The sequence below is a fragment of the Streptomyces sp. NPDC005566 genome, from assembly GCF_040605575.1.
In the GTDB taxonomy this organism is placed as follows: Bacteria; Actinomycetota; Actinomycetes; order Streptomycetales; family Streptomycetaceae; genus Streptomyces.
Genome location: NZ_JBEXDB010000001.1, coordinates 207,971 through 230,380 on the forward strand (window position 1 = coordinate 207,971; position 22,410 = coordinate 230,380).

25 protein-coding genes and 1 other RNA gene are annotated in these 22,410 nt (G+C 71.8%); 10 read left to right on the forward strand and 16 right to left on the reverse strand.

The genetic code is table 11. From position 1 onward, the window contains the following. Nucleotides 1-59 precede the first annotated feature (59 nt). Nucleotides 60-1,067 carry a Gfo/Idh/MocA family oxidoreductase gene (locus ABZS61_RS00965; RefSeq protein ID WP_356414118.1) on the forward strand — a complete coding sequence of 336 codons (1,008 nt, stop codon included), beginning with the start codon at nt 60-62 and terminating at the stop codon, nt 1,065-1,067. Nucleotides 1,068-1,092: 25 nt separating this feature from the next. Here ABZS61_RS00965 and ABZS61_RS00970 read toward each other — a convergent pair whose 3' ends face one another. Then, nucleotides 1,093-2,757: an alkaline phosphatase D family protein gene (locus ABZS61_RS00970; RefSeq protein WP_356414120.1), complete on the reverse strand. Its 1,665-nt coding sequence runs from the start codon at nt 2,755-2,757 to the stop codon at nt 1,093-1,095. Nucleotides 2,758-2,899: 142 nt separating this feature from the next. Here ABZS61_RS00970 and ABZS61_RS00975 point away from each other — a divergent pair, with 142 nt between their 5' ends. The 3 genes from ABZS61_RS00975 to ABZS61_RS00985 all read left to right on the forward strand — a co-directional run bounded on the left by ABZS61_RS00975 (nt 2,900) and on the right by ABZS61_RS00985 (nt 5,258). Then, nucleotides 2,900-3,658, forward strand: a complete 759-nt coding sequence (locus ABZS61_RS00975) for an SDR family oxidoreductase (protein ID WP_356414122.1) — start codon at nt 2,900-2,902, stop codon at nt 3,656-3,658. Nucleotides 3,659-3,814: 156 nt separating this feature from the next. Beyond that, a complete protein-coding gene (locus tag ABZS61_RS00980) occupies nt 3,815-4,282 on the forward strand; it encodes a lamin tail domain-containing protein (protein WP_356414125.1) in 468 nt (155 codons plus the stop codon). 121 nt (nt 4,283-4,403) lie between these two features. Then, a complete protein-coding gene (locus ABZS61_RS00985; RefSeq protein ID WP_356414128.1) occupies nt 4,404-5,258 on the forward strand; it encodes a PhzF family phenazine biosynthesis isomerase in 855 nt (284 codons plus the stop codon). A gap of 24 nt (nt 5,259-5,282) precedes the next feature. Here ABZS61_RS00985 and ABZS61_RS00990 read toward each other — a convergent pair whose 3' ends face one another. Next, a complete protein-coding gene (locus ABZS61_RS00990; RefSeq protein WP_356414131.1) occupies nt 5,283-5,894 on the reverse strand; it encodes a TetR/AcrR family transcriptional regulator in 612 nt (203 codons plus the stop codon). 105 nt (nt 5,895-5,999) lie between these two features. Here ABZS61_RS00990 and ABZS61_RS00995 point away from each other — a divergent pair, with 105 nt between their 5' ends. Continuing rightward, nucleotides 6,000-7,451 (forward strand): MFS transporter, encoded by a 1,452-nt coding sequence (locus ABZS61_RS00995; protein WP_356414134.1) that lies wholly within the window; start codon nt 6,000-6,002, stop codon nt 7,449-7,451. 43 nt (nt 7,452-7,494) lie between these two features. Next, nucleotides 7,495-8,061: a GNAT family N-acetyltransferase gene (locus ABZS61_RS01000; RefSeq protein ID WP_356414137.1), complete on the forward strand. Its 567-nt coding sequence runs from the start codon at nt 7,495-7,497 to the stop codon at nt 8,059-8,061. A gap of 38 nt (nt 8,062-8,099) precedes the next feature. Here the strand turns inward: ABZS61_RS01000 and ABZS61_RS01005 are convergent, their stop codons facing one another. From ABZS61_RS01005 to ABZS61_RS01045, 9 genes are all read right to left on the reverse strand, one after another. After that, nucleotides 8,100-8,555 carry a pyridoxamine 5'-phosphate oxidase family protein gene (locus ABZS61_RS01005; protein ID WP_356414140.1) on the reverse strand — a complete coding sequence of 152 codons (456 nt, stop codon included), beginning with the start codon at nt 8,553-8,555 and terminating at the stop codon, nt 8,100-8,102. A gap of 81 nt (nt 8,556-8,636) precedes the next feature. After that, a complete protein-coding gene (locus tag ABZS61_RS01010; protein ID WP_356414143.1) occupies nt 8,637-9,263 on the reverse strand; it encodes a glyoxalase in 627 nt (208 codons plus the stop codon). Between the two features lie 5 nt (nt 9,264-9,268). After that, nucleotides 9,269-9,736: a helix-turn-helix transcriptional regulator gene (locus ABZS61_RS01015; RefSeq protein ID WP_356414146.1), complete on the reverse strand. Its 468-nt coding sequence runs from the start codon at nt 9,734-9,736 to the stop codon at nt 9,269-9,271. A 227-nt stretch (nt 9,737-9,963) separates the two neighbouring features. After that, nucleotides 9,964-10,374, reverse strand: coding sequence for a VOC family protein (locus tag ABZS61_RS01020; protein ID WP_356414148.1), 411 nt, complete (start codon nt 10,372-10,374; stop codon nt 9,964-9,966). A 229-nt stretch (nt 10,375-10,603) separates the two neighbouring features. Further along, complete coding sequence (locus ABZS61_RS01025; RefSeq protein ID WP_356414151.1) at nt 10,604-11,131, reverse strand: GNAT family N-acetyltransferase; 528 nt, start codon at nt 11,129-11,131, stop codon at nt 10,604-10,606. A 128-nt stretch (nt 11,132-11,259) separates the two neighbouring features. Further along, nucleotides 11,260-11,919, reverse strand: coding sequence for a hypothetical protein (locus ABZS61_RS01030; protein ID WP_356415109.1), 660 nt, complete (start codon nt 11,917-11,919; stop codon nt 11,260-11,262). Between the two features lie 414 nt (nt 11,920-12,333). Continuing rightward, nucleotides 12,334-12,825, reverse strand: a complete 492-nt coding sequence (locus ABZS61_RS01035; protein ID WP_356414155.1) for a hypothetical protein — start codon at nt 12,823-12,825, stop codon at nt 12,334-12,336. 151 nt (nt 12,826-12,976) lie between these two features. Continuing rightward, nucleotides 12,977-13,378: RNase P RNA component class A (gene rnpB / locus ABZS61_RS01040), an RNA gene on the reverse strand. Between the two features lie 50 nt (nt 13,379-13,428). Continuing rightward, complete coding sequence (locus tag ABZS61_RS01045; RefSeq protein WP_356414158.1) at nt 13,429-13,953, reverse strand: TetR/AcrR family transcriptional regulator; 525 nt, start codon at nt 13,951-13,953, stop codon at nt 13,429-13,431. Between the two features lie 175 nt (nt 13,954-14,128). Between ABZS61_RS01045 and ABZS61_RS01050 the strand changes: the two genes are divergently transcribed. Both ABZS61_RS01050 and ABZS61_RS01055 read left to right on the forward strand, forming a co-directional pair. Then, nucleotides 14,129-14,872 carry a MerR family transcriptional regulator gene (locus tag ABZS61_RS01050; protein WP_356414161.1) on the forward strand — a complete coding sequence of 248 codons (744 nt, stop codon included), beginning with the start codon at nt 14,129-14,131 and terminating at the stop codon, nt 14,870-14,872. Further along, a complete protein-coding gene (locus ABZS61_RS01055; RefSeq protein ID WP_356414164.1) occupies nt 14,869-15,726 on the forward strand; it encodes a hypothetical protein in 858 nt (285 codons plus the stop codon). The genes ABZS61_RS01050 and ABZS61_RS01055 overlap by 4 nt, the downstream gene beginning before the upstream one ends. Here ABZS61_RS01055 and ABZS61_RS01060 read toward each other — a convergent pair. Continuing rightward, nucleotides 15,677-17,095, reverse strand: a complete 1,419-nt coding sequence (locus ABZS61_RS01060; protein WP_356415112.1) for an RNB domain-containing ribonuclease — start codon at nt 17,093-17,095, stop codon at nt 15,677-15,679. The genes ABZS61_RS01055 and ABZS61_RS01060 overlap by 50 nt on opposite strands. A 166-nt stretch (nt 17,096-17,261) precedes the next feature. Here ABZS61_RS01060 and yaaA point away from each other — a divergent pair, with 166 nt between their 5' ends. Both yaaA and eda read left to right on the forward strand, forming a co-directional pair. After that, complete coding sequence (yaaA, locus tag ABZS61_RS01065) at nt 17,262-18,062, forward strand: peroxide stress protein YaaA (protein ID WP_356414167.1); 801 nt, start codon at nt 17,262-17,264, stop codon at nt 18,060-18,062. Nucleotides 18,063-18,121: 59 nt separating this feature from the next. Then, on the forward strand, nt 18,122-18,763 hold the full coding sequence (gene eda / locus ABZS61_RS01070; protein WP_356414170.1) for a bifunctional 4-hydroxy-2-oxoglutarate aldolase/2-dehydro-3-deoxy-phosphogluconate aldolase: 642 nt from the start codon (nt 18,122-18,124) through the stop codon (nt 18,761-18,763). Between the two features lie 28 nt (nt 18,764-18,791). Here the strand turns inward: eda and ABZS61_RS01075 are convergent, their stop codons facing one another. The 4 genes from ABZS61_RS01075 to ABZS61_RS01090 are packed head-to-tail and all read right to left on the reverse strand — an operon-like array spanning nt 18,792 to nt 22,407. Then, the gene (locus ABZS61_RS01075) at nt 18,792-19,577 is read right to left on the reverse strand and encodes a sulfite exporter TauE/SafE family protein (protein ID WP_356414173.1); all 786 of its coding nucleotides are present in this window, start codon (nt 19,575-19,577) and stop codon (nt 18,792-18,794) included. A gap of 9 nt (nt 19,578-19,586) precedes the next feature. Continuing rightward, complete coding sequence (locus tag ABZS61_RS01080) at nt 19,587-20,831, reverse strand: bifunctional RNase H/acid phosphatase (protein ID WP_356414176.1); 1,245 nt, start codon at nt 20,829-20,831, stop codon at nt 19,587-19,589. Further along, nucleotides 20,831-21,574: a C4-type zinc ribbon domain-containing protein gene (locus tag ABZS61_RS01085; protein ID WP_356415114.1), complete on the reverse strand. Its 744-nt coding sequence runs from the start codon at nt 21,572-21,574 to the stop codon at nt 20,831-20,833. The genes ABZS61_RS01080 and ABZS61_RS01085 overlap by 1 nt, the downstream gene beginning before the upstream one ends. Then, entirely contained in the window at nt 21,571-22,407 is an 837-nt protein-coding gene (locus tag ABZS61_RS01090; RefSeq protein ID WP_356414179.1) for a Nif3-like dinuclear metal center hexameric protein, read from the reverse strand. Before ABZS61_RS01090 ends, ABZS61_RS01085 begins: the two co-directional genes overlap by 4 nt. Nucleotides 22,408-22,410 lie beyond the last annotated feature (3 nt).

The following is a 22,410-nucleotide window of genomic DNA, read 5'->3' on the forward strand; positions in this document are numbered from 1 at the left end:
ATCTATGCTCTCAGCTCAGTCGTAGTGGTCGGAACCTTTTTTCATGAGGGCGGGCGGGCATGAGCAGGACTGTGCGTTGGGGTGTACTGGCGACGGGCGGCATAGCCGCGACGTTCACCGGGGATCTGCTGGCGATGAAGGACTCCGGAGCCGAGGTCGTCGCCGTCGCCTCCCGCACGGACGCCTCCGCGAAGGCGTTCGCCGAGCGGTTCGGGATCGGGCGGTCGTACGGCAGCTGGGCGGAGCTCGTCGCCGACGACGACATCGATGTCGTGTACGTGGCGACGCCGCACTCCGCGCACCGGGAGGCCGCGGGGCTCGCCCTGGAGGCCGGGAAGCACGTGCTGTGCGAGAAGGCGTTCACGCTCAACGCGCGCGAGGCGCGGGAGCTCGTGGCCCTGGCACGGGAGCGGGGGCTCTTCCTCATGGAGGCCATGTGGACGTACTGCAACCCGGTCATCCGCCGCATGACCGAGCTGGTGCGGGACGGTGCCATCGGCGAGATCCGCACGGTGCAGGCCGACTTCGGTTTCGCGGGCACCTTCGGCGCCGAGCACCGGCTGCGGGATCCCGCTCTGGGCGGCGGCGCGCTGCTGGACCTCGGGGTCTACCCGGTGTCGTTCGCGCACCTGCTGCTGGGTGAGCCGGACCGGGTGCAGGCGGACGCGCTGCTGTCCCCGGAGGGCGTCGACCTCAACACCGGGATGCTGCTGGGCTGGGACTCGGGCGCCACGGCGCTGCTGTCCTGCTCGATCGTGGGGAACCTGCCCACCACCGCGTCGGTCACCGGCACCACCGGGCGGATCGACTTCCCGCACGGCTTCTTCCACCCGGAGCGCTTCGTCCTGCACCGTTCCGGCCGGGAGCCCGAGGAGGTCACCACCGGCCCCGGACCGCAGGGACTCTCGGGCATGCAGTACGAGGCGGCCGAGGTGACGCGTGCGCTGCTCGCGGGCGAGACGGAGTCCCCGCTGGTGCCGCTGGACGGCTCGCTCGCCGTGATGCGGACGCTCGACGCGGTACGTGACCGCATCGGCGTCCGCTATCCGGCGGACGACCGCGCCTGAACCTTCCGGCCGGCCCGGGGCCGGGTCACGCGGGGGTGAGCCCCGGGTTCCCGGCCTCGGTCACGAAGGACGCGGCGGTGCCCACGGGCGCACCGGGCGTGGTGACGGCCGACACCGTACGGAAGTCGGCGCGCGCCTGCTCCGTGCCGAGGGTGACGAGGGCGTAGCCGCGGCGGCCGTCGTAGAACTTCATGTGCGGGTTGGCCTGGGTCTGGTTGGTCCAGTTGGCCGGCTTCTCGGCGCCGTCCTTGCCGCTGGCGATCGAGGTGGCCACGATCTCCGTGCCGACGGTCCGGGACGACGGGTCGTCGAAGTCCTTCTTCAGGTCGAAGCCGTAGCCGACGTGGACGTCCCCGGTCAGCACCATCAGGTTGTCGACCCCGGCGGCCTCGGCCCCGTCCATGAGCCGCTGCCTGGAGGCCGGGTAGCCGTCCCACGAGTCCATGGACAGCTTGAAGGCGTCCGTGGGCACGTCACGCCGCTGGGCGAAGGTGACCTGCTGCGGCAGGACGTTCCAGCGCGCACGGGAGTTCTTCCAGCCGTCGAGCAGCCAGCGCTCCTGGGCGGCTCCCGTCATGGTGCGCGACGGGTCCTCGGACTCGGGCCCGGGGACCTTCCAGCCGTCGCCGTACGCCTGGTTGCTGCGGTACTGGCGGGTGTCGAGGATGTCGAACTGGGCGAGCCGGCCGAACTCCAGGCGGCGGTAGAGCCGCATGTCGGGGCCGGTGGGGCGCTGCGGGGTGCGCAGCGGCTGGTTCTCCCAGTAGGCGCGGTAGGCGGCGGCCCTGCGCAGCAGGAACTCCTCCGGCGGGACGCTGTTCTCCGGGGTGTCTCCCGCGTAGTTGTTCTCGGTCTCGTGGTCGTCCCAGGTGACGACGAAGGGGTGGGCCGCGTGGGCGGCGCGCAGATCGGGGTCGGACTTGTAGAGGCCGTACCGCATCCGGTAGTCCTCCAGCGTGACCGTCTCCCGGTTGTAGTGGGCCGGGAGGGTGCGGTCGGTGTAGGTGCGGGCGCCGCCCGTGGCGGTGACCGCGTACTCGTAGAGGTAGTCGCCGAGGTGGAAGACCACGTCGACGTCCTCGGCGGCGAGGTGCTTGTAGGCGGTGAAGTAGCCGTCGTGGTAGGCCTGGCAGGAGACGGCGGCCAGGGTCAGTGAGCTGTTGCGGGCGCCGCGGGCGGGAGCTGTGCGGGTCCGGCCGGCCGGGCTGATCCAGGTGCCGGCGCGGAAGCGGTAGTAGAAGGTCCGGTCCGGGTCGAGGCCGTCGACGTCCACGCGGACGCTGTGGCCGAACTCCGGGTGCGCGGTGACGGATCCGCGTCGGACGATCCGGGCGAAGCGTTCGTCGCGGGCGACCTCCCAGCGGACCTGTACACGTGTGGCCGGCAGTCCGCCGTCGGGTTCGAAGGGGCGGGGCGCGAGTCTCGTCCACAGGAGGACGGATCCGGGCAGCGGGTCGCCCGAGGCGACGCCGAGGGTGAAGGGGTCCTCGGTGATCTTCCGGGCGTCGAGTTCGGCGGCGCTCGCAGCACCTGCGGCGGGCAGGTTGACGGCGAAGGCCAGTGCGGCGGCGGCGCCGGTGACGGTGAGGAACCTGCGGCGGTCCACACCGGACCCGAGCCGCCGCGCGGCGCTGCGCAGTTCGGCGGAATGCCCCTGCTGACCGGGCGTGCTGATCTGTGCGGCTGTCATATGCCCCTCCCCTGCCGGATGCTGTCAGAGGCATTGGAGTGGGGGGTGACGACCTGCCGTTGGCGGGTACACAACATCCGTATGGCGGTGCGATGAGCACCGGGTGCCCTGTGCCGCCAAACCTCCCGTACGCTGCCGGGCCATGAACGCTGAGCAGAGAATCGCTGTCGTCACGGGTGCCGGGTCGGGCATCGGCCGGGCCGTCGCCCTCACCCTCGAAGAGGCCGGCTGGACGGTGATCCTGGCGGGGCGACGGGAGGAGCCCCTCAAGGAGACCGCCGCCGCGGCCGGCGGCCGGGGAGACACCGTGTGCCTGCCCACCGATGTGACGGACCCGGACGAGGTGACAGCGCTCTTCTCGCTCGCCCGGGAGCGTTTCGGCCGCCTCGATCTGCTCTTCAACAACGCGGGGACCTTCGGACCGCGTTCGGCGCCGGTCGAGGACATCGCCTACGAGGACTGGCGGACGGTGGTGGACGTCAACCTGACGGGGGCGTTCCTGTGCGCGCAGGCGGCGTACCGCCTGATGAAGGAGCAGGACCCGCAGGGCGGACGGATCATCAACAACGGCTCCGTCTCCGCGCACGCCCCTCGCCCGCACTCCATCGCGTACACCGCGACGAAGCACGCCATGACGGGTCTGACGAAGTCGCTGTCACTGGACGGGCGTCCGTACCGGATCGCCTGCGGGCAGATCGACATCGGCAACGCGGCGACCGACATGACGGAGCGGATGCGGACGGGCATCCTCCAGGCCAACGGCGACGTGGCCGTCGAACCGGTGATGGCGGCGGCCGATGTGGCCCGGACGGTCCTGCACATGGCGGAGCTGCCGCTGGAAGCGAACGTGCAGTTCGCGACGGTCATGGCGACCGCGATGCCGTACGTGGGCCGGGGCTGACGCCGCGGCGGCCGGTCCCCCGCACCCTCGCATCCGCATGCCCGAACCCGTCGCAAAATGACCGAGTTTGCTGATTTCCGCCGACGGCACCGCGTAAGCGCGTGCTGCCCGTATGCTGCTGACCTTCACCAGATGAACACAGAAGGAACACACAGTATGCGCATACGCACCGCCGCGCCTCTCGCCCTGGCCGCCGCCACCGCACTGGCCGGCTCGCTCCTCGCCACGGCTCCGGCCTCGGCGGCCTCCCATCAGGGCGGGCTGCACCTCGGCAAGATCCAGTACAACAGCCCCGGCACCGACACCCGGACGAACACGTCCCTGAACGCCGAGTTCGTGGACATCCACAACAACGGCACGGTGAAGCTCCAGCTCAAGGGCTACCGGCTGAAGGACAACACCGGGTACACGTACACCTTCGGCAGCTACACGGTCGCCGCGGGCAAGACGGTCCGGGTCCACACGGGCAAGGGCAGCACCTCCGGAGCCCACGTGTACTGGAACCGCGGGTCGTACGTCTGGAACAACACCGGCGACAAGGCCCGGCTGTACAAGCCCAGCGGCTCGCTCCAGGACTCCTGCTCCTGGACGCCGACGAGCACCGGGATCAAGGTCTGCCACTGACCGCAGTGAACGGCCACCGCGGTCCGGGGGGTCCGCGGAACGGCCAGGGGGTGGTACGGGGGGTCAGGGCCCCGTACCACCCCTCGGGAATTCCCCCGGCCGCGCGTCAGTTGTCGTGCGCATGAGCCGACTTCCCAGCACCGAGGTGCTCCGTTACACCGCCTTCTCCGCCGACCCGGACGGGGGCAATCCCGCCGGGGTCGTACTGGACGCCTCCGGCCTCGACGACGCGGAGATGCTCGCCGTCGCGGCGGAGCTGGGGTACAGCGAGTCCGCGTTCCTCACCGCACCGGACGGCCGCGGCGGTTACACGATCCGCTACTTCAGCCCCAAGGCCGAGGTCCCCTTCTGCGGCCACGCGACGGTCGCGACGGCCATCGCCCTCGCCGAACGCGACGGCCCCGGCGACCTGACCTTCGTCGCCCCTGCCGGTACGGTCCCGGTCACCGTCACCCGGGACGGCGACGCGCTCCGCGCGACCCTCACCAGCGTCGAGCCGCACGTCTCGGACATCGGAGCTGACGACCTGGCGGAAGCCCTGGCCGCACTGGACTGGCCGGCCACCGACCTCGACCCGGCCCTGCCGCCCCGCATCGCCTACGCGGGCAACCGCCACCTGGTGCTCGCCGCCTCGACCCGTGAGCGACTGGCCGACCTGGACTACGACTTCGCCCGCCTGGAAGCGCTGATGCACCGCCTGGACCTGACCACGCTCCAGCTGGTCAGCCGCGAGTCGTCGACCGTCTTCCACGTCCGCGACCCGTTCCCGGTCGGCGGGGTGGTCGAGGACCCGGCCACGGGCGCGGCGGCGGCCGCGTTCGGCGCGTACGCCCGGGAGCTCGGCCTCGTCCCCGACGACGCCGTCCTCACCCTTCACCAGGGAGCGGACATGGGCCGCCCCGGCACGCTCACCGTGGAACTGCGCCCGGACGACACCCGGATCAGGGTGAGCGGTACGGGAACCCGCATCGGCTGACCGGCACCGAACGCGGCGGCACCCTCAGATCACATACACGCCCGCCCTCGCCGCCACCGCCGCCGCCTCGGCCGCGCGGTCGGCGGCGGCTTCGTCGAGGGGGTCGCCGCTGGCCAGCAGCCGGTAGTAGAGGGGTGCGGAGACGGCCCGGATCACCTCGCCCGCGTCGGTGCCGGCGGGCAGTTCGCCCCGCTCGACCGCCGCGTCGACGCAGCCGGACCACTCGGCGATGCGCACGGCGTAGAAGCGGTGCAGCGCCTCGGCCGTGCGGGCGTCACAGGTGGCCGCCGCGATCACGGCGGCGAAGAGCGCGCCCTGGCGCGGGTCGGTCAGGGTGCGCACCACCAGCCTGGCGTTGGCCCTGAGGTCCTCGTCCAGTGAACCCGTGTCCGTACGCGGTACGGACTGCTCCGCCATGTCAGTGAGCAGATCGGCGACCAGACCCGCGGTACCGGCCCAGCGCCGGTAGACCGTCGTCTTGCCGACCTCGGCGCGTCGTGCGACATCGGCGAGGTCGAGCCGGTCGAAGCCCTGCTCGACCAGCGCGTCACCGGCAGCCCGCAGAACCGATTCCCGTACCCGGGCCGTGCGCCCACCGGGCCGGACCATGCCCGGCTCCACTCCTTCAGCATCCATAACGGGTCTCCAGTTCCATTAATAGCCCTAGTCCTGCTACGGTGACTCCATACTAACGGAACCACAGACCCGTTAGAGTCGTTCGCCTTCAGGAAAGGGCTCCCCATGTCCACGTCCCGCACGGCACCCCTCATCGCCCCTGCGTCCCCGGCCCCTCCCCCTCTCCGTATGACCGGACGGCAGAAGCTCGTCCTCGTCCTCCTCCTCGGTGCACAGTTCATGATCGCCGTGGACTTCTCGATCCTGAACGTCGCCCTGCCCGCCGTCGGCGAAGGACTCGGCTTCTCCCTCTCCCACCTCCAGTGGATCGCCACCTCCTTCGCACTGGCCGCCGCCGGCTTCACGCTGCTGTTCGGCCGCATCGCCGATCTCGTCGGCCGTAAGCGCCTCTTCATCGGCGGCATGGTCGTCCTCGGCCTGTCCTCCGTACTCGGCGGACTCGCCACCTCCCCCGAAGTACTGCTCACCGCACGGGTGCTGCAGGGCCTGGCCACCGCGGCCGTCACCCCGGCCGGGCTCGCACTGCTCACCACGGCGTTCAAGGAAGGGCCCCTGCGCGAACGCGCCCTCGGCCTCAACGGGGCCCTGATGTCGGCAGGTTTCACCGCCGGGGCGATCCTCGGCGGGCTGCTGACCGATCTGCTCTCCTGGCGCTGGGCCTTCTTCATCAACGTCCCCGTCGCCGCACTCGTCGTGGCCCTCGCCCCGTCCGTGATCGCCGACTCCCGGCCGGCCGAACGCCCCAAGCTCGACCTGCCGGGCGCCGCGGCCGTCACCGGCGGCCTGCTGCTCCTCGTGTTCGGGCTCACTCAAGCCGGCGAGTCCGGCTGGCTGGCACCCACGACCCTGGCCGCACTGCTCGCCGGCGCGGCGCTCCTCGTCGGCTTCTGGTTCGTCGAGAAGCGGGCCGCGGCGCCCCTGGTCCCGGTACACATCCTGAAGCGACGCAGTGTCATCTGGGGCAACGCCACCGGGCTGATCGCCTTCGTCACCGAGACGTCCCTGGTCTTCCTGCTCACGCTCTACCTCCAGGAAGTCCTTGGCTACTCGCCGCTCGCCACCGGCCTCGCCTTCGGCGTCCTCGGCGTCGGGACCGTCATCGGCGGCATGCTCGGCGGCCGTGCGGTGGGCAGGTTCGGCAACCGGCGCACGATCGTCCTGGGCGGCGTCGTCCAGGCCGTCGCCACCCTCTCCCTGGTGGCGCTCGGCACCTCCGGCGGATGGATCCAGCTCCTGCTGGTCGCGACCTTCATCGGCGGCGTCGGCAACATGCTGATGATCGTGGGCTTCATGGTCACCGCCACCTCCGGACTCCCCGACGAGGAGCAGGGCCTGGCCACCGGGCTCGCGACGATGACGCAGCAGGTCGGCATCACGATGGGCATCCCGGTCATGAGCGCGATCGTCACCGCGCGGATGGGAACGGCCACGGGGCCCGACGCGGTGCTGTCCGGCGTCTCGGCGGCGGTCCTGGTCAACTCGGCACTCGTCCTGGCCGGCGCCCTGCTCGCCGGAGCATTCCTCGGCAGGCCCGGCACGCGGACATCCAACGGGTGAGTCGGGCCCCGGTCCGGGGCGTGTTCGCGAAAGGATGACGGCCATGGCACGCCCCCTTACCGTTCCCAGCCTCACCGCCGGAGCCGATTTCGTCCTGCGCCCCTGGGAGATGAGCGATCTGCCCCTCGTACGCGAGGCGGCGGCGGACGACTACATCCCGCTGATCACCACGATTCCCTCGCCGTACTCGGAGGCGGAGGCGGAGGCGTACGTCCGGCGCCAGTGGGAACGGGCGGCGACCGGCGCCGGCTACCCGTTCGCCATCGTCCGCACCCGGGACCGGCGGCCGGTCGGCTCCATCGGGCTGTGGCTCGGGGCCGAGGCCGACGGCCGCGCGTCGGTCGGGTACTGGATGAGCGAACGCGCCCGCCGGCAGGGAGTGGCCGGCGCGGCCCTCCGAACGGTCACCACCTGGGCCCTGCACGACCTCCGCATCCCCCGCGTCCAACTCCTTGTCGAGCCGTGGAACACCGCGTCGGTACGGACCGCCGAGAGTGCCGGGTACCGGCCCGAGGGGCTGATGCGCGGCTGGCAGCAGGTCGGGGACCACCGCCGGGACATGCTCATGTACGCGCAGCTGAACGATGCCGCTCCCGCCGAAGGCTCCTGACCGGCCGCACCGCCCGCGGGTGTGCCCCCGTGCCGCGGTCAGCCGAGCCAGCGGCCCTCGCGCATGAGGTCGCGTCCCCGCAGCTCGTTCGCCTCGCGCCAGGCCTGGATGCGCCGCGGCCTGATCAGGAAGTACTGGTAGGGCTCGTCGAGCCCGCGCGGGTCGAAACCCGTCCTGGCCGCGAACGCGTCGCCCCTCCCCGGGGCGAGGCCGTCGACGTCCACCGGCTCGGCGATGCCGTCGACGACGACGGCATCGCGGGTCGGCCCGAGGCTGAGGCGCACCCGGTGGTCAGCCAGCAGGTTGCGCCCGGTGACCGAGGCGCGCGGCGTCGACACGAGGAACGCGGTCCCGTCCCAGAGGTACGAGAGCGGGATGAGGTGGACCCCGCCCGGGGAGCCCGACGTCGCGACCCAGAGGTCGACGTCGTTCTCCAGTTTCGCGCGGGTGTCCCGCAGCCTTGCCTCACGTCCACGCGGCGGCGCGCCCGTCATGTTTCCTCCAGTCGTCCCGTGGAGAGCCCGTCCTTCGGGGACGGGCTCTCCAGCAGTGGCAGGCATTGCGGGAGCGGCACGTCAGGACGCGAGTGCCGACGACGACGCCTCCCACGCGAACCCGTCCGGGTCGGTGAACGCTCCGGCGTCGCCGCCGATCACGAGCCGGTGGGATCCGGTGCCGTCGGGAGAGACGCCGGCGTCCTTGGCCAGGGCGCGGCGTCTGTACAGCGCAAGCTTGACGGGACTCGCCCCGGCCTCGAACTCGACGTACACGCGGCCGAAGCTCTTCGCCACGGCCAGGCCCTGACCGGCGTAGAACCGCTTGCTCGCGACCACGTCGGCGACCCCCAGCAGAAGCACGATCTCGTCGATCTGCCGCGTGGCGGGGCCGGTGTCCTTCTTCGCCGAGGTCGCGACCTTCCAGATCGTCCCGTCCGGTGCCTGCACGACTCCGCCGTAGCCCCAGATCGACTTCGAGACAGGCTTCAGCGGGGTGGCGCCGGCTTCGAGGGCGGCGTCGACGAGGCTGTTGACGGTGGACGGCTGGGACACCGTGAGCGAGAGCGTGAACCCGCGGAATCCGGTGGTGGGTGCCTCCGAGGCCCGCAGGCGTACCTGCGTGTCCAGGCCGAAGGCGGTGGAGTAGAAGTGGCGGGCGGCCGTGGGGTCGGCCACGTCGAGGGTCACTGCTGCGATGGAGGTCATGGTCATCACGCTAGTTGCGGCTCGACGGCCGGCGCTTCTTGATTCCTGACCGGTCTTGTCACCTGTTTCGCCACGCACGGCGGCATCCCCGCAGCAGTGCCCGTCGCGTCGCGCCGGTAGGCGCCGGGCGGCATGCCGACCAGTTCGGTGAATCGGGTGGTGAAGGTGCCCAGCGACGAGCAGCCGACCGCGAAGCAGACCTCGGTCACGCTGAGGTCGCCACGCCGCAGCAGCGCCGCCGCGCGCTCGATGCGCCGCGTCATCAGGTAGGCGTACGGCGACTCGCCGTACGCCAGCCGGAACTGACGGCTGAGGTGCCCGGCGGACATGTGCACGCCGACGGCGAGCGCCTCGACGTTCAGCGGCTGGGCGTACTCCCGGTCGATCCGGTCGCGGACGCGGCGCAGTCGGGCCAGGTCGTCGCTCGGGCGCTGCGCCGCGATGCGTGCGCGCCCCCACGAGGGGTGACACATGGGAGAACTCCTTTTCGTCGGTGCCCGCGAGTTTTCGTCGGTGCCCGCGAGTTTTCGTCGGTGCCCGCGAGTTTTCGTCGGTGCCCGCGAGTTTTCGTCGGTGCCCGCGAGCATGTGCGGGCATGCCGAAGCACGCCGCGACGTGCTCGACAGCCGTGAGCGGCTTGCGGGTTCTCCTCAGCCGGTCATCGATCCGGCCGTCACGGCCGGATCGATGACCGGACGGATCAGCGGACTTCCTGGATCCGGACCAGGTTGCCCGCGGGATCGCGGAAGGCGCAGTCGCGGATGCCGTACGGCTGGTCGGTGGGCTCCTGGACGATCTCGGCGTCGCCGGCCTGCACCTTTTCGAAGGTGCGGTCGAGGTCCGGGGTGGCCAGCAGGATCCAGCCGAAGGTGCCCTTGGCCATCATCTCGGCGATGGTGCGGCGCTCGTCCTCCGTGATGCCGGGGTCGGCGGCAGGCGGTGCCAGAAGGATCGAGGTGCCGGGCTGGCCGACGGGGCCGACCGTGATCCAGCGCATCTTGCCCTGTCCGACGTCACTGCGGACCTCGAAGCCGAGGACGTCGCGGTAGAAGGCGAGGGACGCGTCCGGGTCGTCGTGCGGGAGGAAGCTCGCGTGAATGCTGATGTCCATGACGATCAGGTTAGGTGCGGGTCCGTGACCCGCGCTTCTCGAATCCTGACCGATCCGGCGCCCTCGGAGGACCGGCGGGTGCCCCGGGCGCGTCATCCTCCACACGGTGCGCCACGTCACCGGCTTGCGCGGGGCGCAGGGCGTCCGTACGCCCTCGGCGAAGCCGCCCCACCATGCTCCGAGGCCGGTCAGGGACCGGATTCGCACCACCCTGTCATCCCCCGGTGGATCAGCGCGCGGCGTCGGATCGGCCGCAGGCGAAGCCGGCCGCTGCCCTCCACCGGTACGACACGTCGGGTTCCTTCTCCTCGTTGCGGCTGCCGTCGTCGTAGGACACCGCGGTGAACCCGTGCCGCTCGTAGAAGGCGCGGGCTGCGGTGTTGCGCTGGAACGTGTACAGGCTCAGCTCCCCGCCCGAGGCCTCCTTGACCAGGGCGAGGAGCTGCGAGCCGATGCCGCGGCGCAGGGAGCCGGGGCGCAGGTAGAGCTGGTCGAGTTCGTGCCCGTCCGCATCCAGGGAGGCGAACCCGAGCACCTCCCCGTCCTCGTTCTCGGCGACCCACGTCGTGCTGCCGGGAAGCACGACGTGGGTGATCCAGGCGAGCGTGTCCTCATCGCTGTGGACGCGGGGCAGGTAGGGCAGGGCGTCGGCCCGCGCGTCCAGGAAGACCTGGGTGATCTCCTCGGCGTCCCGGGCCGACGCGGCGCGCAGTCGTATCGCGGTCCCTGCCTGCTGTGCCGACTCGTCCGTCGTCATCCCGTTGCTCCCTGGCTCGTGAACGCACAGCTATACCAGGGGCGTCGGGGCGGGGCACGGTCTTTTCCGGGCCCGCTGGGGCAGTTCGCGGATCGACTCGGGCAGTTCACGAATCGCTCGGACGGACGTCAGGCTCCGAGGTCGTAGAGGACGAACTCCTCCCAGGAGCCGGTGATCTCGGCGGAGCGGGCGCGCAGCACGTACTGGAGCGATCCGGTGTAGCTGTTCTCCATGGTGACGAAGAGCCCGTTCAGCGTGGACCGGAGCGCGAAACGGTCCAGACCCTCGTTGTAGTACAGGACGAACTGTTCCCAGCCGCCCACGCCGGTGGAACGGGCTCGCAGCACGTTCTGCGCGCTTCCCGTGAAGTTCTTCTCGACCGCCACGTAGCGGTCGTTCGCCAGGGACCGCAGAGCGTACGTCTGGGTGTTCTCGTTCCACTCGAAGGCGAAGCCCTCCCAGGCTCCGCCGACGTCGGCGGAGCGGGCGCGCAGCACACCGGTGTTCGGGGCGACGTAATTCACCTCGGTGGCGACGAACTTCCCGTTGCGGGCCGACTGCAGGGCAGTGAGCTCGGGTTCCGCGGCCGTGACGGAAGCACCGGCGGCGGACGGGGCACGCCGGGTGTCCGTCTCCCCGGATATCCGGGCCGGTTCGGCGCCCTCGACCGCTTCCCACCCGCTGGGCACCGCGGCCGGCCGGTCGGCCCCCGGGGCGGCTCCGGCCGTGGGTACGGACAGCGCCGAGGACGCCAGCAGGGCGGTCAGGGACAGCAGGACGGAGGTCATGCGTCTCACAGGTCTTCCTCGTCTTTCGTCAAAAGGATTCCGGGGCGGCGGGACAACGGGTCGACTGCGGAATTCCGGCCGCGTGCTCGGGAGATTCACGGAATTACTTCCTCCGCTGGGAAAAATCATCCTTGAATTCTTCCCGAGCGGCCTCAGCGTAACGGCGGGAGGCTACATCCATCAGCGATTTTGCGGTGGCCCGGAGAATTTCGACGGGGGTCGCACTGCATTTCCGATTCCGCAGTTCTCCGTTAAGGCCGGTGAAACTTCTTGTTTCATTTGACGGTCAAGTCCGACCTGACGTGGGCGTGGACGCGACCATGACCGAGGAAACGGAAAGGCCCCCGGGGACCGGGAACGAGCCGGTCTCCAGGGGCCCTGTCACTTCGGCCGTCCGGCTGAGGGATCCGCACGCTACGTGCCTCGGACACCGGCCAGATGGGCGACGAGCCTTGGCCCGTCGTTCTCGACGCGCTCCAGAATGGCCTCCGCCGTCTCTCGGCGTCGGGTGCCCAGCTCGCGGTAGACGAGCCACAGACCGGTGCGCGCCGCATCCCGGCAGCGGTCACCCAGGTCGGCGTGACCCAGGGCGGCCTCGGTCTCGTCGGACTCGCCCATGACGATCTGCTGAAGGAGTTCCAGGACCATGTCCCGGGCGTCCGCCGACAGTTCGTCGAGCAGGCCCGCCAGAAGGACGGAGACCGTCGGCAGCGCGGCACTGTGCAACTGCCCCTGCACGACCACGACGTTCTCGAGGTCCCAGTAGGCCCCCATGGCCTCGTCCTCGTCGACGGCCGCGATCAGTCGGCGCAGTGCCTCGGGCACACCCCTGGACCGGTTGCCGAGCGTGCGGAAATCCTCCCAGCGCGTGCGGGCGATCTCCACCTCGGCCAGTTGTCCGCCCACCGAACACCCTCCCTGTTCTCGCGCGTCGATCGGGCACGGCTCGGTGTGGTCCGGCGCGGGGCGCCACGGAAGCGCCCGCGCTTCGAGCCGCCGTACCGAAAAGGGCCTCCGAGGTCGGAGGCCCTTTTCAGAGGCAGAAACGCAAAGGCGGCAGACGAGTCGGGCTGTACGCCGGGTTCTGTCGCCCGGTCGCCTCGCGGCGGCCGGGGAGACGGCCATCCATCTAGGACCGGCATTGCTGCCGGTCTCGTGCGGTCTACCCGCGAACTCGGGCGAGCAGCCCTCGGACGTTCGCGCAGGACCGTCTTGCGACGGCCCCTCTTGACCTTGCTCCGGGTGGGGTTTACCTAGCCGCCTGAGTCACCTCAGGCGCTGGTGGTCTCTTACACCACCGTTTCACCCTTACCCGGGACCGAGGTCCCGGGCGGTCTGTTTTCTGTGGCACTGTCCCGCGAGTCACCCCGGGTGGCCGTTAGCCACCACCCTGCCCTGTGGAGCCCGGACGTTCCTCGGGAGGATCCGGAGATCCTCACGCGGCCGTCCGCCCGGCTCGTCTGCCGTGTCGACCATGTTACCCGGCGGGGCGGGGCGCTCGGTTCGCCGTCAGCCCGCGAAGGCCGCGATTCCGGCCTCCCAGGCCGCCGAGAGGTCGGTGCCCGGCGGGAAACGGCCGTTGAGTTCCAGGACCACCATCCCGTGGGCGAAGGCCCAGGCCGCCCGGCCCCGGTCCTCGTCACCACCGGCGGCGCGGAACAGGGGGGCCGCCGCGGCGTCCTGCACCCCGGCGGCGGGCTTCACGGGGCGGCCCATGGTGAGGAGGTAGAGGTGCGGGTGGGCCAGCGCGTAGGTGCGGTATGCCGCGGCGAGGGCCGAGAAGGATCCAGGAGCCTCCCGTTCCGCGGCTTCCAGCACCTCTGCGGCCTCCCCGAGCATCTCGCCGGCCAGGGCGGCCACCACGGACGACTTGTCCGGGAAGTACTTGTAGAGGGAGGGCGCCGTGAAGCCCACCCGGTCGGCCAGCCGGCGCATGGTGAGCGCCTCCGGGCCCTCCTCCTCCAGGAGTGCCCGGGCGGCGGCGATGATCTGCCGGGGCCTGCTGGTCTCCTGGCCGGTGGCGAGGTCGCTCACGCGTGAAACCTTCCTTGGTACGGAGTGCGGGAGTCCGTGTCCGAAGGCGCGATCGTACGAGACGGGGACAAGCCGCCCGCACCCGGCAGGTACGGAGGGCCGCCGTGGAGCCGTCGGAGCCGTCCGGACTGGAGCCGCTTGACCTTGCCGCAGCGTCAGGGTTTCTACTGGCCTCATGCGCATCGGAGAGCTCGCCGCGCTCGTCGGAGTCACCTCCCGGGCCGTTCGGCACTACCACCACATCGGTCTGCTGCCCGAGCCCTCGCGCCGGGCCAACGGCTACCGGGCCTACAGCGTCCGCGACGCGGTCCTGCTGGCCAGGATCCGGCGGCTCACCGAGCTCGGTCTCGGTCTCGACGAGGTGCGGGACGTGCTTGCCGACGATGCCGGACGTGAGCTCGTCGAGGTGCTGGGAGAGCTCGATGCCGACCTTGCCCGGCAGGAACACGAGATCCGGGAGCGGCGGCGCCGGCTGGCCGGGCTGCTGGAGGGGCCGGTCAGCGGACACGAACCCGTCTCCCCCGCACTCGGCGCACTGCTCGGCGCGTCGCCGGACACGGACTCCCCCACGGCGGCCAAGGACCGTGAGCACCTGGCGCTGCTCGATGGGACCGACGGCGCCGAGGAGATGTACGCCGCCCTGCGGCCGCTGGCCGAGGACCCTGCCGTCCTGCGCCTGTACGAGCGGCTCGACGAGCTGGCCGCGGCTCCGGTGGACGACCCGCGGATCGCCCCGCTGGCCGCGGACCTGGCCGCTGTCGTGCCGGACGGGGTGCTCGCCCTGTTCCCGTCCGACGGACCGGTCATGACGGGTTTCGGAGAGGCTCTGCTCAACGACTACGCGCCCGCGCAGGCGGCGGTGGTGCGCCTGTTGATGGCCGGGCTGACGGCACGGGTGAACGGGGAGAGGAACCGATGAGCGTACGGACGGCTCGCGCCGTGGTGTGGGCGGTCCTGCCCGCCGAACTGGCCGTCATGGTCTGCCTGGTGGCGGGCGTACGGATACCCGCGGCCGCGCTGCTCGCGACCGAGGCACTGGTGCTTGCCGCGGTGGCTCTGGAGGCCTGTGTCCTGTGGCCGTTGTACGCCGGGCGGCGGCGGGCGGGTTCGGGCCGCCGGGAGGCGCTGCGGTCTGCACTGCGGGTCCTCGTCCCCGTCACGGTCCGCCGCCTGGTCGCGCACGAGGTGCGGGCCCTGCACAGCCTGTGGCTGTGGCTGCTGAGGCGGCGTCACGGGGTGCCGCCCGAGGCGCTGGCCGTCCCGTACACCGGGCCGCAGACCGCGATGATGTACGGGCTCCTCTTCGTCTCCGTCGTCGAGACGGTGATGCTGGCCCTGGTGGTTCCCTGGCCCGTGGTGCACCGCGTCCTGCTCGTACTGGACGTGTACGGAGTGGTTCTGGTCCTCGCCCTGCACGCCGCCTGTGTGACCCGGCCGCACGTCGTGGGCGCGGACGGCTCCCTGCGCCTGCGCTACGGCGGGCTCTTCGATCTGCGGATCCCCGCGTCCTCGGTCACCGCCGCGCGCGTCGAACGGCGTTACCCCGAAGGCAGGCTGGTCCAGTTGGACCCGGACGGGGTGCTCGATCTCCCGGTGGGCAGTCAGACCACGGTGACCGTGGTGCTCACCGGTCCGGTCACGTTCGTACGGCCGCTGGGGAGGACCGGCGTCGCGCACACCGTCCGCTTCCACGCCGATGACCCGCGCGCCGCGGTCGCCGCCCTCATGCGGGCGCGAACAGCACCTTCGACGAGCCAGGGTCCGCCTGCGTGAGCCGGACCCGCAGCCGTTCGCCGAGCGGGAGGGCGGTGCCGCCCTCGATCCGGGCGACGATCGCCGGGTCCTCGATGTGGACGGTACCGACGGCCGGTTCGTTGTCCTTGACGTCGATCACGTACCCGTCGAAGACCGCGCCCACCTGGTCCTTGAGCAGCGCGGCCTCGACGAGGTCGACGCACTCGCGCTCCACGGTGTTGGCCCGGCGGGTTCCCTCCGCCATCTCCTTCGGCAGTGCGGGCAGCGCCCGGAGCACCCACTCGGGCGGCTCTTGGCCGGCGACCGCCGCGAGGCACAGTTCGGCGGCGTACCGGTCGACGAGGCGGCGCAGCGGCGCGGTGCAGTGCGTGTAGAGCTCGGCGACGGCGGCGTGCACAGCGGGGGTGGGGAGGTCGCCGTGCTCGAAGACGGTGTAGCCGGCGCCGCGCAGGAGGGTGGTGCACTCCTGCAGGAACGCGGCGTGGTTGCCCTGGTGAGGATCGAGCGAGCGGACGACCTCGGCGTACGGGACGTGGTGGGGCCAGTCGATGCGCAGGGCTTGTGCACAGAGTCTGAGGCGAGAGACGGCGCCGTCGGGGGCGACCGGCAGCGTGCGGAGGATGCCGGTGCCCGACTCGGTCATGATCCGGGCGGCGGCCATACCGGTGAGCAGGGAGATCTGGGCGTTCCAGCCGTCGGCGGGCAGAGGCACGCGGTAGTCGAGGTCCAAGGTGCCGTCCCGCTCGACGATCTCCTGTTCGGGCACGTTGAGCGAGATGCCGCCCCGGGCGACTTCCTGCTCCTCGCGCAGCAGTCCGATGTCCCTGAGCAGGGCGAGGGGTTCCTCCGCGGTGCCTGCGTCGATCTGCCGCTGAACGCCCGCGTAGTCGAGCTTGGCCCTGCTGCGTACGAGGGCCCGGCGCACTTCGCAGGCGGTCTGGCGCCCCTCGGAGTCGAGGTCGATCCGCCAGAGCGCGGCCGGGCGGGTCTCTCCGGGGAGGAGGCTGGCCGCCCCCTCGGAGAGCGGGGTGGGGTGCAGGGGCACTTTGCCGTCGGGGAAGTAGAGGGTGGTCACCCGGTGGTGCGCCTCGGCGTCCAGCGCCGAGCCCGGCCGGACGAACGCGGCGACGTCGGCGATGGCGTAGTGCACCCGGAAGCCCTTGCCGCGCCGTTCCAGGTGCATCGCCTGGTCCAGGTCCGTGGAGGTGGGCGGGTCGATCGTGAGGAAGGGCAGGTCCGTGGCGTCCTGGTGGCCCGACAGGACCGGGGAACCGGCGGCCTCGGCCGCCTCGGCGAGCGCGGCGGCCGGGAAGTCGGCCGGCAGATCGAGCTCGGCACGCAGGCCGCGCAGGGCCGCCCGCAGCGGGGTGTCGGCTGCGCCGGTCATGTGGAGCTGGCGGCGAGGCATGCCACCGAGCGTAGGCCGGGGCGGGGCGGTCGGCATCCCGGTCGCCCTGCGGGCGGGCGGCGGGCTCGCCGCGCCCGGCCCGTACCCTTGCCGAGGGGTTCCCGCGCCGCCGGGGGGCCCTCTGTCACGTACGAAGGAGACACCCGTGCTCGTGCTGTTGCCGCCCTCCGAGGGAAAGGCTGCTTCGGGGCGCGGAGCACCCCTGAAGCCGGAGGCCCTCTCGCTTCCGGGCCTCGCCGGGGCGCGGGCCGCGATCCTCGACGAGCTGGTCGAGCTGTGCATGGCCGACGAGGAGAAGGCACGTGAGGTGCTCGGCCTGAGCGAAGGGCTGCGGGGCGAGATCGCGAAGAACGCGGAGCTGCGCACGGCCGGTACCCGGCCGGCCGGGGAGATCTACACCGGAGTGCTGTACGACGCCCTGGACCTGGCCTCGCTGGACCCGGCGGCCCGGCGTCGGGCGGGTAAGTCCCTGCTGGTCTTCTCCGGGCTGTGGGGCGCCGTGCACATCGGCGACCGGATTCCTTCGTACCGCTGCTCGATGGGCGTGAAGCTGCCGGGTCTGGGTGCGCTCAACGCGTACTGGCGCGCCCCCATGGCCTCGGTCATGCCGGAGGCGGCCGGGAGCGGGCTCGTGCTGGACCTCCGGTCATCCGCTTACACCGGGGCGTGGAAGCCGGCGGGCGAGGTCGCGGAGCGCACGGCGAGCGTGCGGGTGCTGCAGTCGCAGAGGGTGAACGGGGTGGAGAAGCGGTCGGTGGTCAGCCACTTCAACAAGGCGACCAAGGGCCGGATGGTCCGTGACCTGCTGCTCGCGGGTGCGCGGCCGAAGGGCCCGGCGGAGCTGGTGGAGGTGCTGCGGGACCTCGGTCATGTGGTCGAGGCGCAGGCTCCGGAGCGGGCCGGCCGGGCGTGGGCGCTCGATGTGGTGGTCACCGAGATCCACTGACGTTGCAGCATGCGCAACGGTCGTTGCGTAGAGTGCGGTGGGCGCGGCAGGATGAGGTCATGACCTCCTCCGGACCTTCCGCATCCCCTTCCGTGCTGGACCTCGCCCCCGTCGTCCCCGTCGTCGTTCTCCAGGACGCGGCCGACGCGGTGCCGCTGGCCCGCGCACTCGTCGCGGGCGGGCTCCCGGCGATCGAGGTGACGCTGCGGACGCCCGCCGCACTCGACGCGATCCGGGCGATCGCCGCGGAGGTACCGGACGCCGTGGTGGGTGCGGGCACGGTGATATCCGCGTCGCACGTGACCGAAACGGTGGCCGCCGGGGCGCGCTTCCTGGTCAGTCCCGGCTGGACGGACGCACTGCTGGACGCGATGAAGGCGTCGGGTCTGCCGTTCCTGCCGGGGGTCTCGACGACGTCCGAAGTGGTCGCGCTGCTGGAGCGCGGGGTCACTGAGATGAAATTCTTCCCGGCCGAGGCGGCCGGTGGTACCGCCTATCTCAAGGCCCTGTCCGCGCCCCTGCCGCAGGCCAGGTTCTGCCCGACGGGCGGGATCTCGCTCGCGTCGGCACCGTCGTACCTGGCCCTGCCGAACGTCGGCTGCATCGGCGGCAGTTGGATGGTGCCCGGCGACGCGGTGGCCGCGAAGGACTGGGCGCGGGTGGAGCGACTGGCACGCGAGGCGTCCGCGCTGCGGGGCTGAGCCGGAGGGCTGATCGGCTGAGTCGCGGTCAGCGCACGACCTGGACGGCGTACAGCGCGCCGATGCCCAGGGCCAGGGAACCCAGCAGGAGCCGCAGCGCCTTCTCGGGAAGGCGGGGCTGGAGGCGCGCCCCGAGGTAGCCGCCGCAGAGTCCGCCCAGACCGCAGACCAGTCCGAGTGGCCAGTCCGGTGCGATGTCGCCCCTGGCGGTCAGGGACAGCAGTGCGTAGGTGCCCGCCCCCGCGAGGGAGGTCACGAACGTGCAGGCGAGGGCCGCCGGTGCGACCTTCGCGACGGGGACCCCGCGCCCGACGAGGATCGGACCGAGGAGGGAACCGCCGCCGATCCCGTAGACGCCGCCCGCGATACCGACCGCGAGGGCGAGAGCGGTGGTGGCACGCGGCGAAGGCTGGGCGGAGGCGGCGGCGCGGCGTGAGGGGCGCAGGGTCCGGGCGCACAGCCAGGCGCCCAGGGGGAGCAGCAGGACGGCGATGAACAGACGGAAGACGACCGGCCCCGGCACGGCGAAGACCCGGATCACCGCACCGATCACGACACCCGGCACCGCGCCCACGACGAGCAGCCGGGTCAGCGGCCCGCGCAGTCGGCCGCTGTTGCGGTAGCGCAGCAGGGCCCCGGGGCAGGACACCACGTTGTACAGCAGGTTGGTGGGGGTCACGGCGGGGCTCGGCACGCCGAGCACGCTGACCTGGACCGGCAGCAGGAACACCGCGCCGGACACGCCCACGGGCGCCGTCGCCACCGATATCAGCAGGCCCGCCAAGAAGCCGAGCAGTCCCGTGGACCAGGTCACCGCATCCCGCTACCGCAGGTGCGAGGTGTCGTTCAGGAGCCTCAACGAGGCGTTTCCGTCCGCGTAGTAGGCGACCGTCGAGACGGAGGCGGGGAGAAGCTCCATCCGGAACATGGAGTCCGGCGGGGCTCCCAGCGCCAGTCTGACCAGGGTCTTGATCGGGGTGACGTGGGTGACCACGAGCGCCGTGCGGCCCGCGTACCGGGAGATCAGGCGGTCGCGGGCCGCGGACACCCGGTCGGCCACCTCGGCGAAGCTCTCGCCGCCGCCCGTCGGTGCCGCGTCGGCGGAAGCCAGCCAGGTGGTCAGGTCGGGGCCGTAGCGCTCGCGTACCTCGGCGAAGGTGAAGCCCTCCCACGCACCGAAGTCCGTCTCGCGCAGACCCTCCTCGATGCGGACCTCCAGGCCGAGCCGGTCGGCGACGGCGGCGGCCGTCTCGCGGCACCGGCGCAGCGGCGAGCTGACGATCTCCTGGACCGTGCCGCGGGCCTCGAACGCCTCCGCGGCACAGGCGGCCTGGTGGCGGCCGGTGGCCGAGAGCTCGGGGTCGCTGCCGCCACTGCCGGAGAACCGCTTCTCGGGGGTGAGGGCCGTCTCACCGTGCCGGAGCAGGACGAAGGTGGCGGGCGCACCCAGGTCGGGTGAACTCCCCCAGCCCGCCTGCGGGGTGACCGCCGCGGCCGGGCGGGCCGCGGCCATCGCGGCGCGTACCTTCGCCGCGCCCGCGACCGCGTCCCCGGGCGGACCTGCCGGGGACTGGTCCGGGGCGGCGGGCGTACGCCGCGGGGCGTCCAGGGCGGCCGTCGAGGACGACGGCTCCCACTGGCCGCCCCGCTTGCCGGCGTCCATCGCCTCGTTGGCGAGCCGGTCGGCGTGCTTGTTCTCGGCGCGCGGGATCCACTCGTACGTGACGGAGGCGGCGGGCAGGATGCGTGCGGCCTCCGCCGCGAGCGGCTTCATGTCGGGGTGCTTGATCTTCCAGCGGCCCGACATCTGCTCGACCACCAGCTTGGAGTCCATCCGGACACGCACCTGCACGGCCTCGTCCGGGAACAGGGCCTTGGCCGCCTTCAGACCGGCGATCAGGCCCCTGTACTCGGCGACGTTGTTCGTCGCGACGCCGATGTACTCGGCGGCCTCGGCGAGCGTCTCGCCGGAGACCGGGTCGATGACGGCCGCGCCGTAGCCGGCGGGCCCCGGGTTGCCCCGGGAGCCTCCGTCCGCCTCGACGACCAGCTGGTGGGGAGCGGCCATTACAGACCCGACTCCGAGGTGCGGATCAGGATGCGGTGGCAGTTCTCGCAGCGCAGCACGGTGTCCGGGGACGCCGCCTTCACGTCGTTGACCTCGGTGATGTTGAGCTCGAGACGGCAGCCCTCGCAGCGGCGCTGGTAGAGCCGGGCCGCACCGACACCGCCCTGCTGGGCGCGCAGCTTGTCGTACAGCTTCAGCAGGTCGGAGGGGATCGCGCCCGCGACGACCTCGCGGTCCTTGGCGACGGTGTCGGACTCGGCGTCGAGCTCCTTGGTCGCGGCGTCCCGGCGGGCGGTCGCGTCGTCGAGCTTGGCCTGGACGGCGCCGACGCGCTCGGTCAGCTCGGTGACGCGCTCCTGGGCGGACTCGCGGCGCTCCATGATCTCGAGGACGACGTCCTCCAGGTCACCCTGGCGCTTGGCGAGCGAGGTGAGCTCGCGCTGGAGGCTCTCCAGGTCCTTCGGCGAGGAGACCGCACCGGAGTCGAGCCGCTGCTGGTCGCGGACGGCGCGCTGGCGCACCTGGTCGACGTCCTGCTCCGCCTTCGTCTGCTCGCGGGTGGTGTCGCTCTCCTCGGTCTGCGAAGCGACCAGCAGGTCGCGCAGTTGGGCGAGGTCGCTGTTGAGCGAGTCGATCTCGGCGTGCTCGGGCAGGGACCTGCCCTTGTGGGAGAGCTGCGACAGACGTACGTCGAGGGCCTGGACTTCGAGGAGTCGGATCTGGTCGGCGGGCGCGGCGTTCAGTTGGGGGCTCCAGAAGAGTGGTGGGTGGTCCAGGGGTCGGTGACCTGCTTCGAGACGTGGACCCGCAGGTCCCATCCGTGGCGGTCGGAAACTGCGTCGAGCTGCGCGGCTGCCTGCTCGCACCAGGGCCACTCGGTGGCCCAGTGTGCGGCATCGACCAGGCCGAGCGTCGAGTGCTGGACGGCCTCGGAGGCCGGGTGGTGGCGCAGGTCGGCGGTGAGGAAGGCGTCGACGCCGGAGGCGCGTACCGCGTCGAAGAGGCTGTCGCCGGATCCGCCGCTCACCGCGACCCGTCGCACGACGGCGTCCGGGTCGCCCGCCAGCCTGATGCCCTGCGCAGTGGCGGGGAGGCGTGCGGCGGCGCGTGCGGCGAGGTCACGGAGGGTCTCGGGGTGGTCGAGCTCGCAGATCCTGCCGAGGCCGCGACGGCCCTCGGGGTCGGTGGGGTCGGGGACGAGGGGGCCGGTGACGCGCAGGTCGAGGGCGCCGGCGAGGGCGTCCGAGACACCGGGGTCGGCACTGTCGGCATTGGTGTGCGCGACGTGCAGCGCGATGTCGTGCTTGATGAGGCCGTGCACGACGCGGCCCTTGAAGGTCGAGGCGGCGACCGTCGTCGTACCGCGCAGATAGAGCGGGTGGTGGGTGACGATCAGCTGGGCACCGAGGCTGCGTGCCTCGTCGGCGATCTGCTGTACGGGGTCGACGGCGAACAGCACACGGTCGATCTCCGCCCCGGGATCGCCGCACACCGTGCCGACCGCATCCCATCCCTCGGCACGCTCGGGGGGCCAGAGGGCGTCCAGCTCGGCGATGACTTCAGACAGACGGGGCACGGA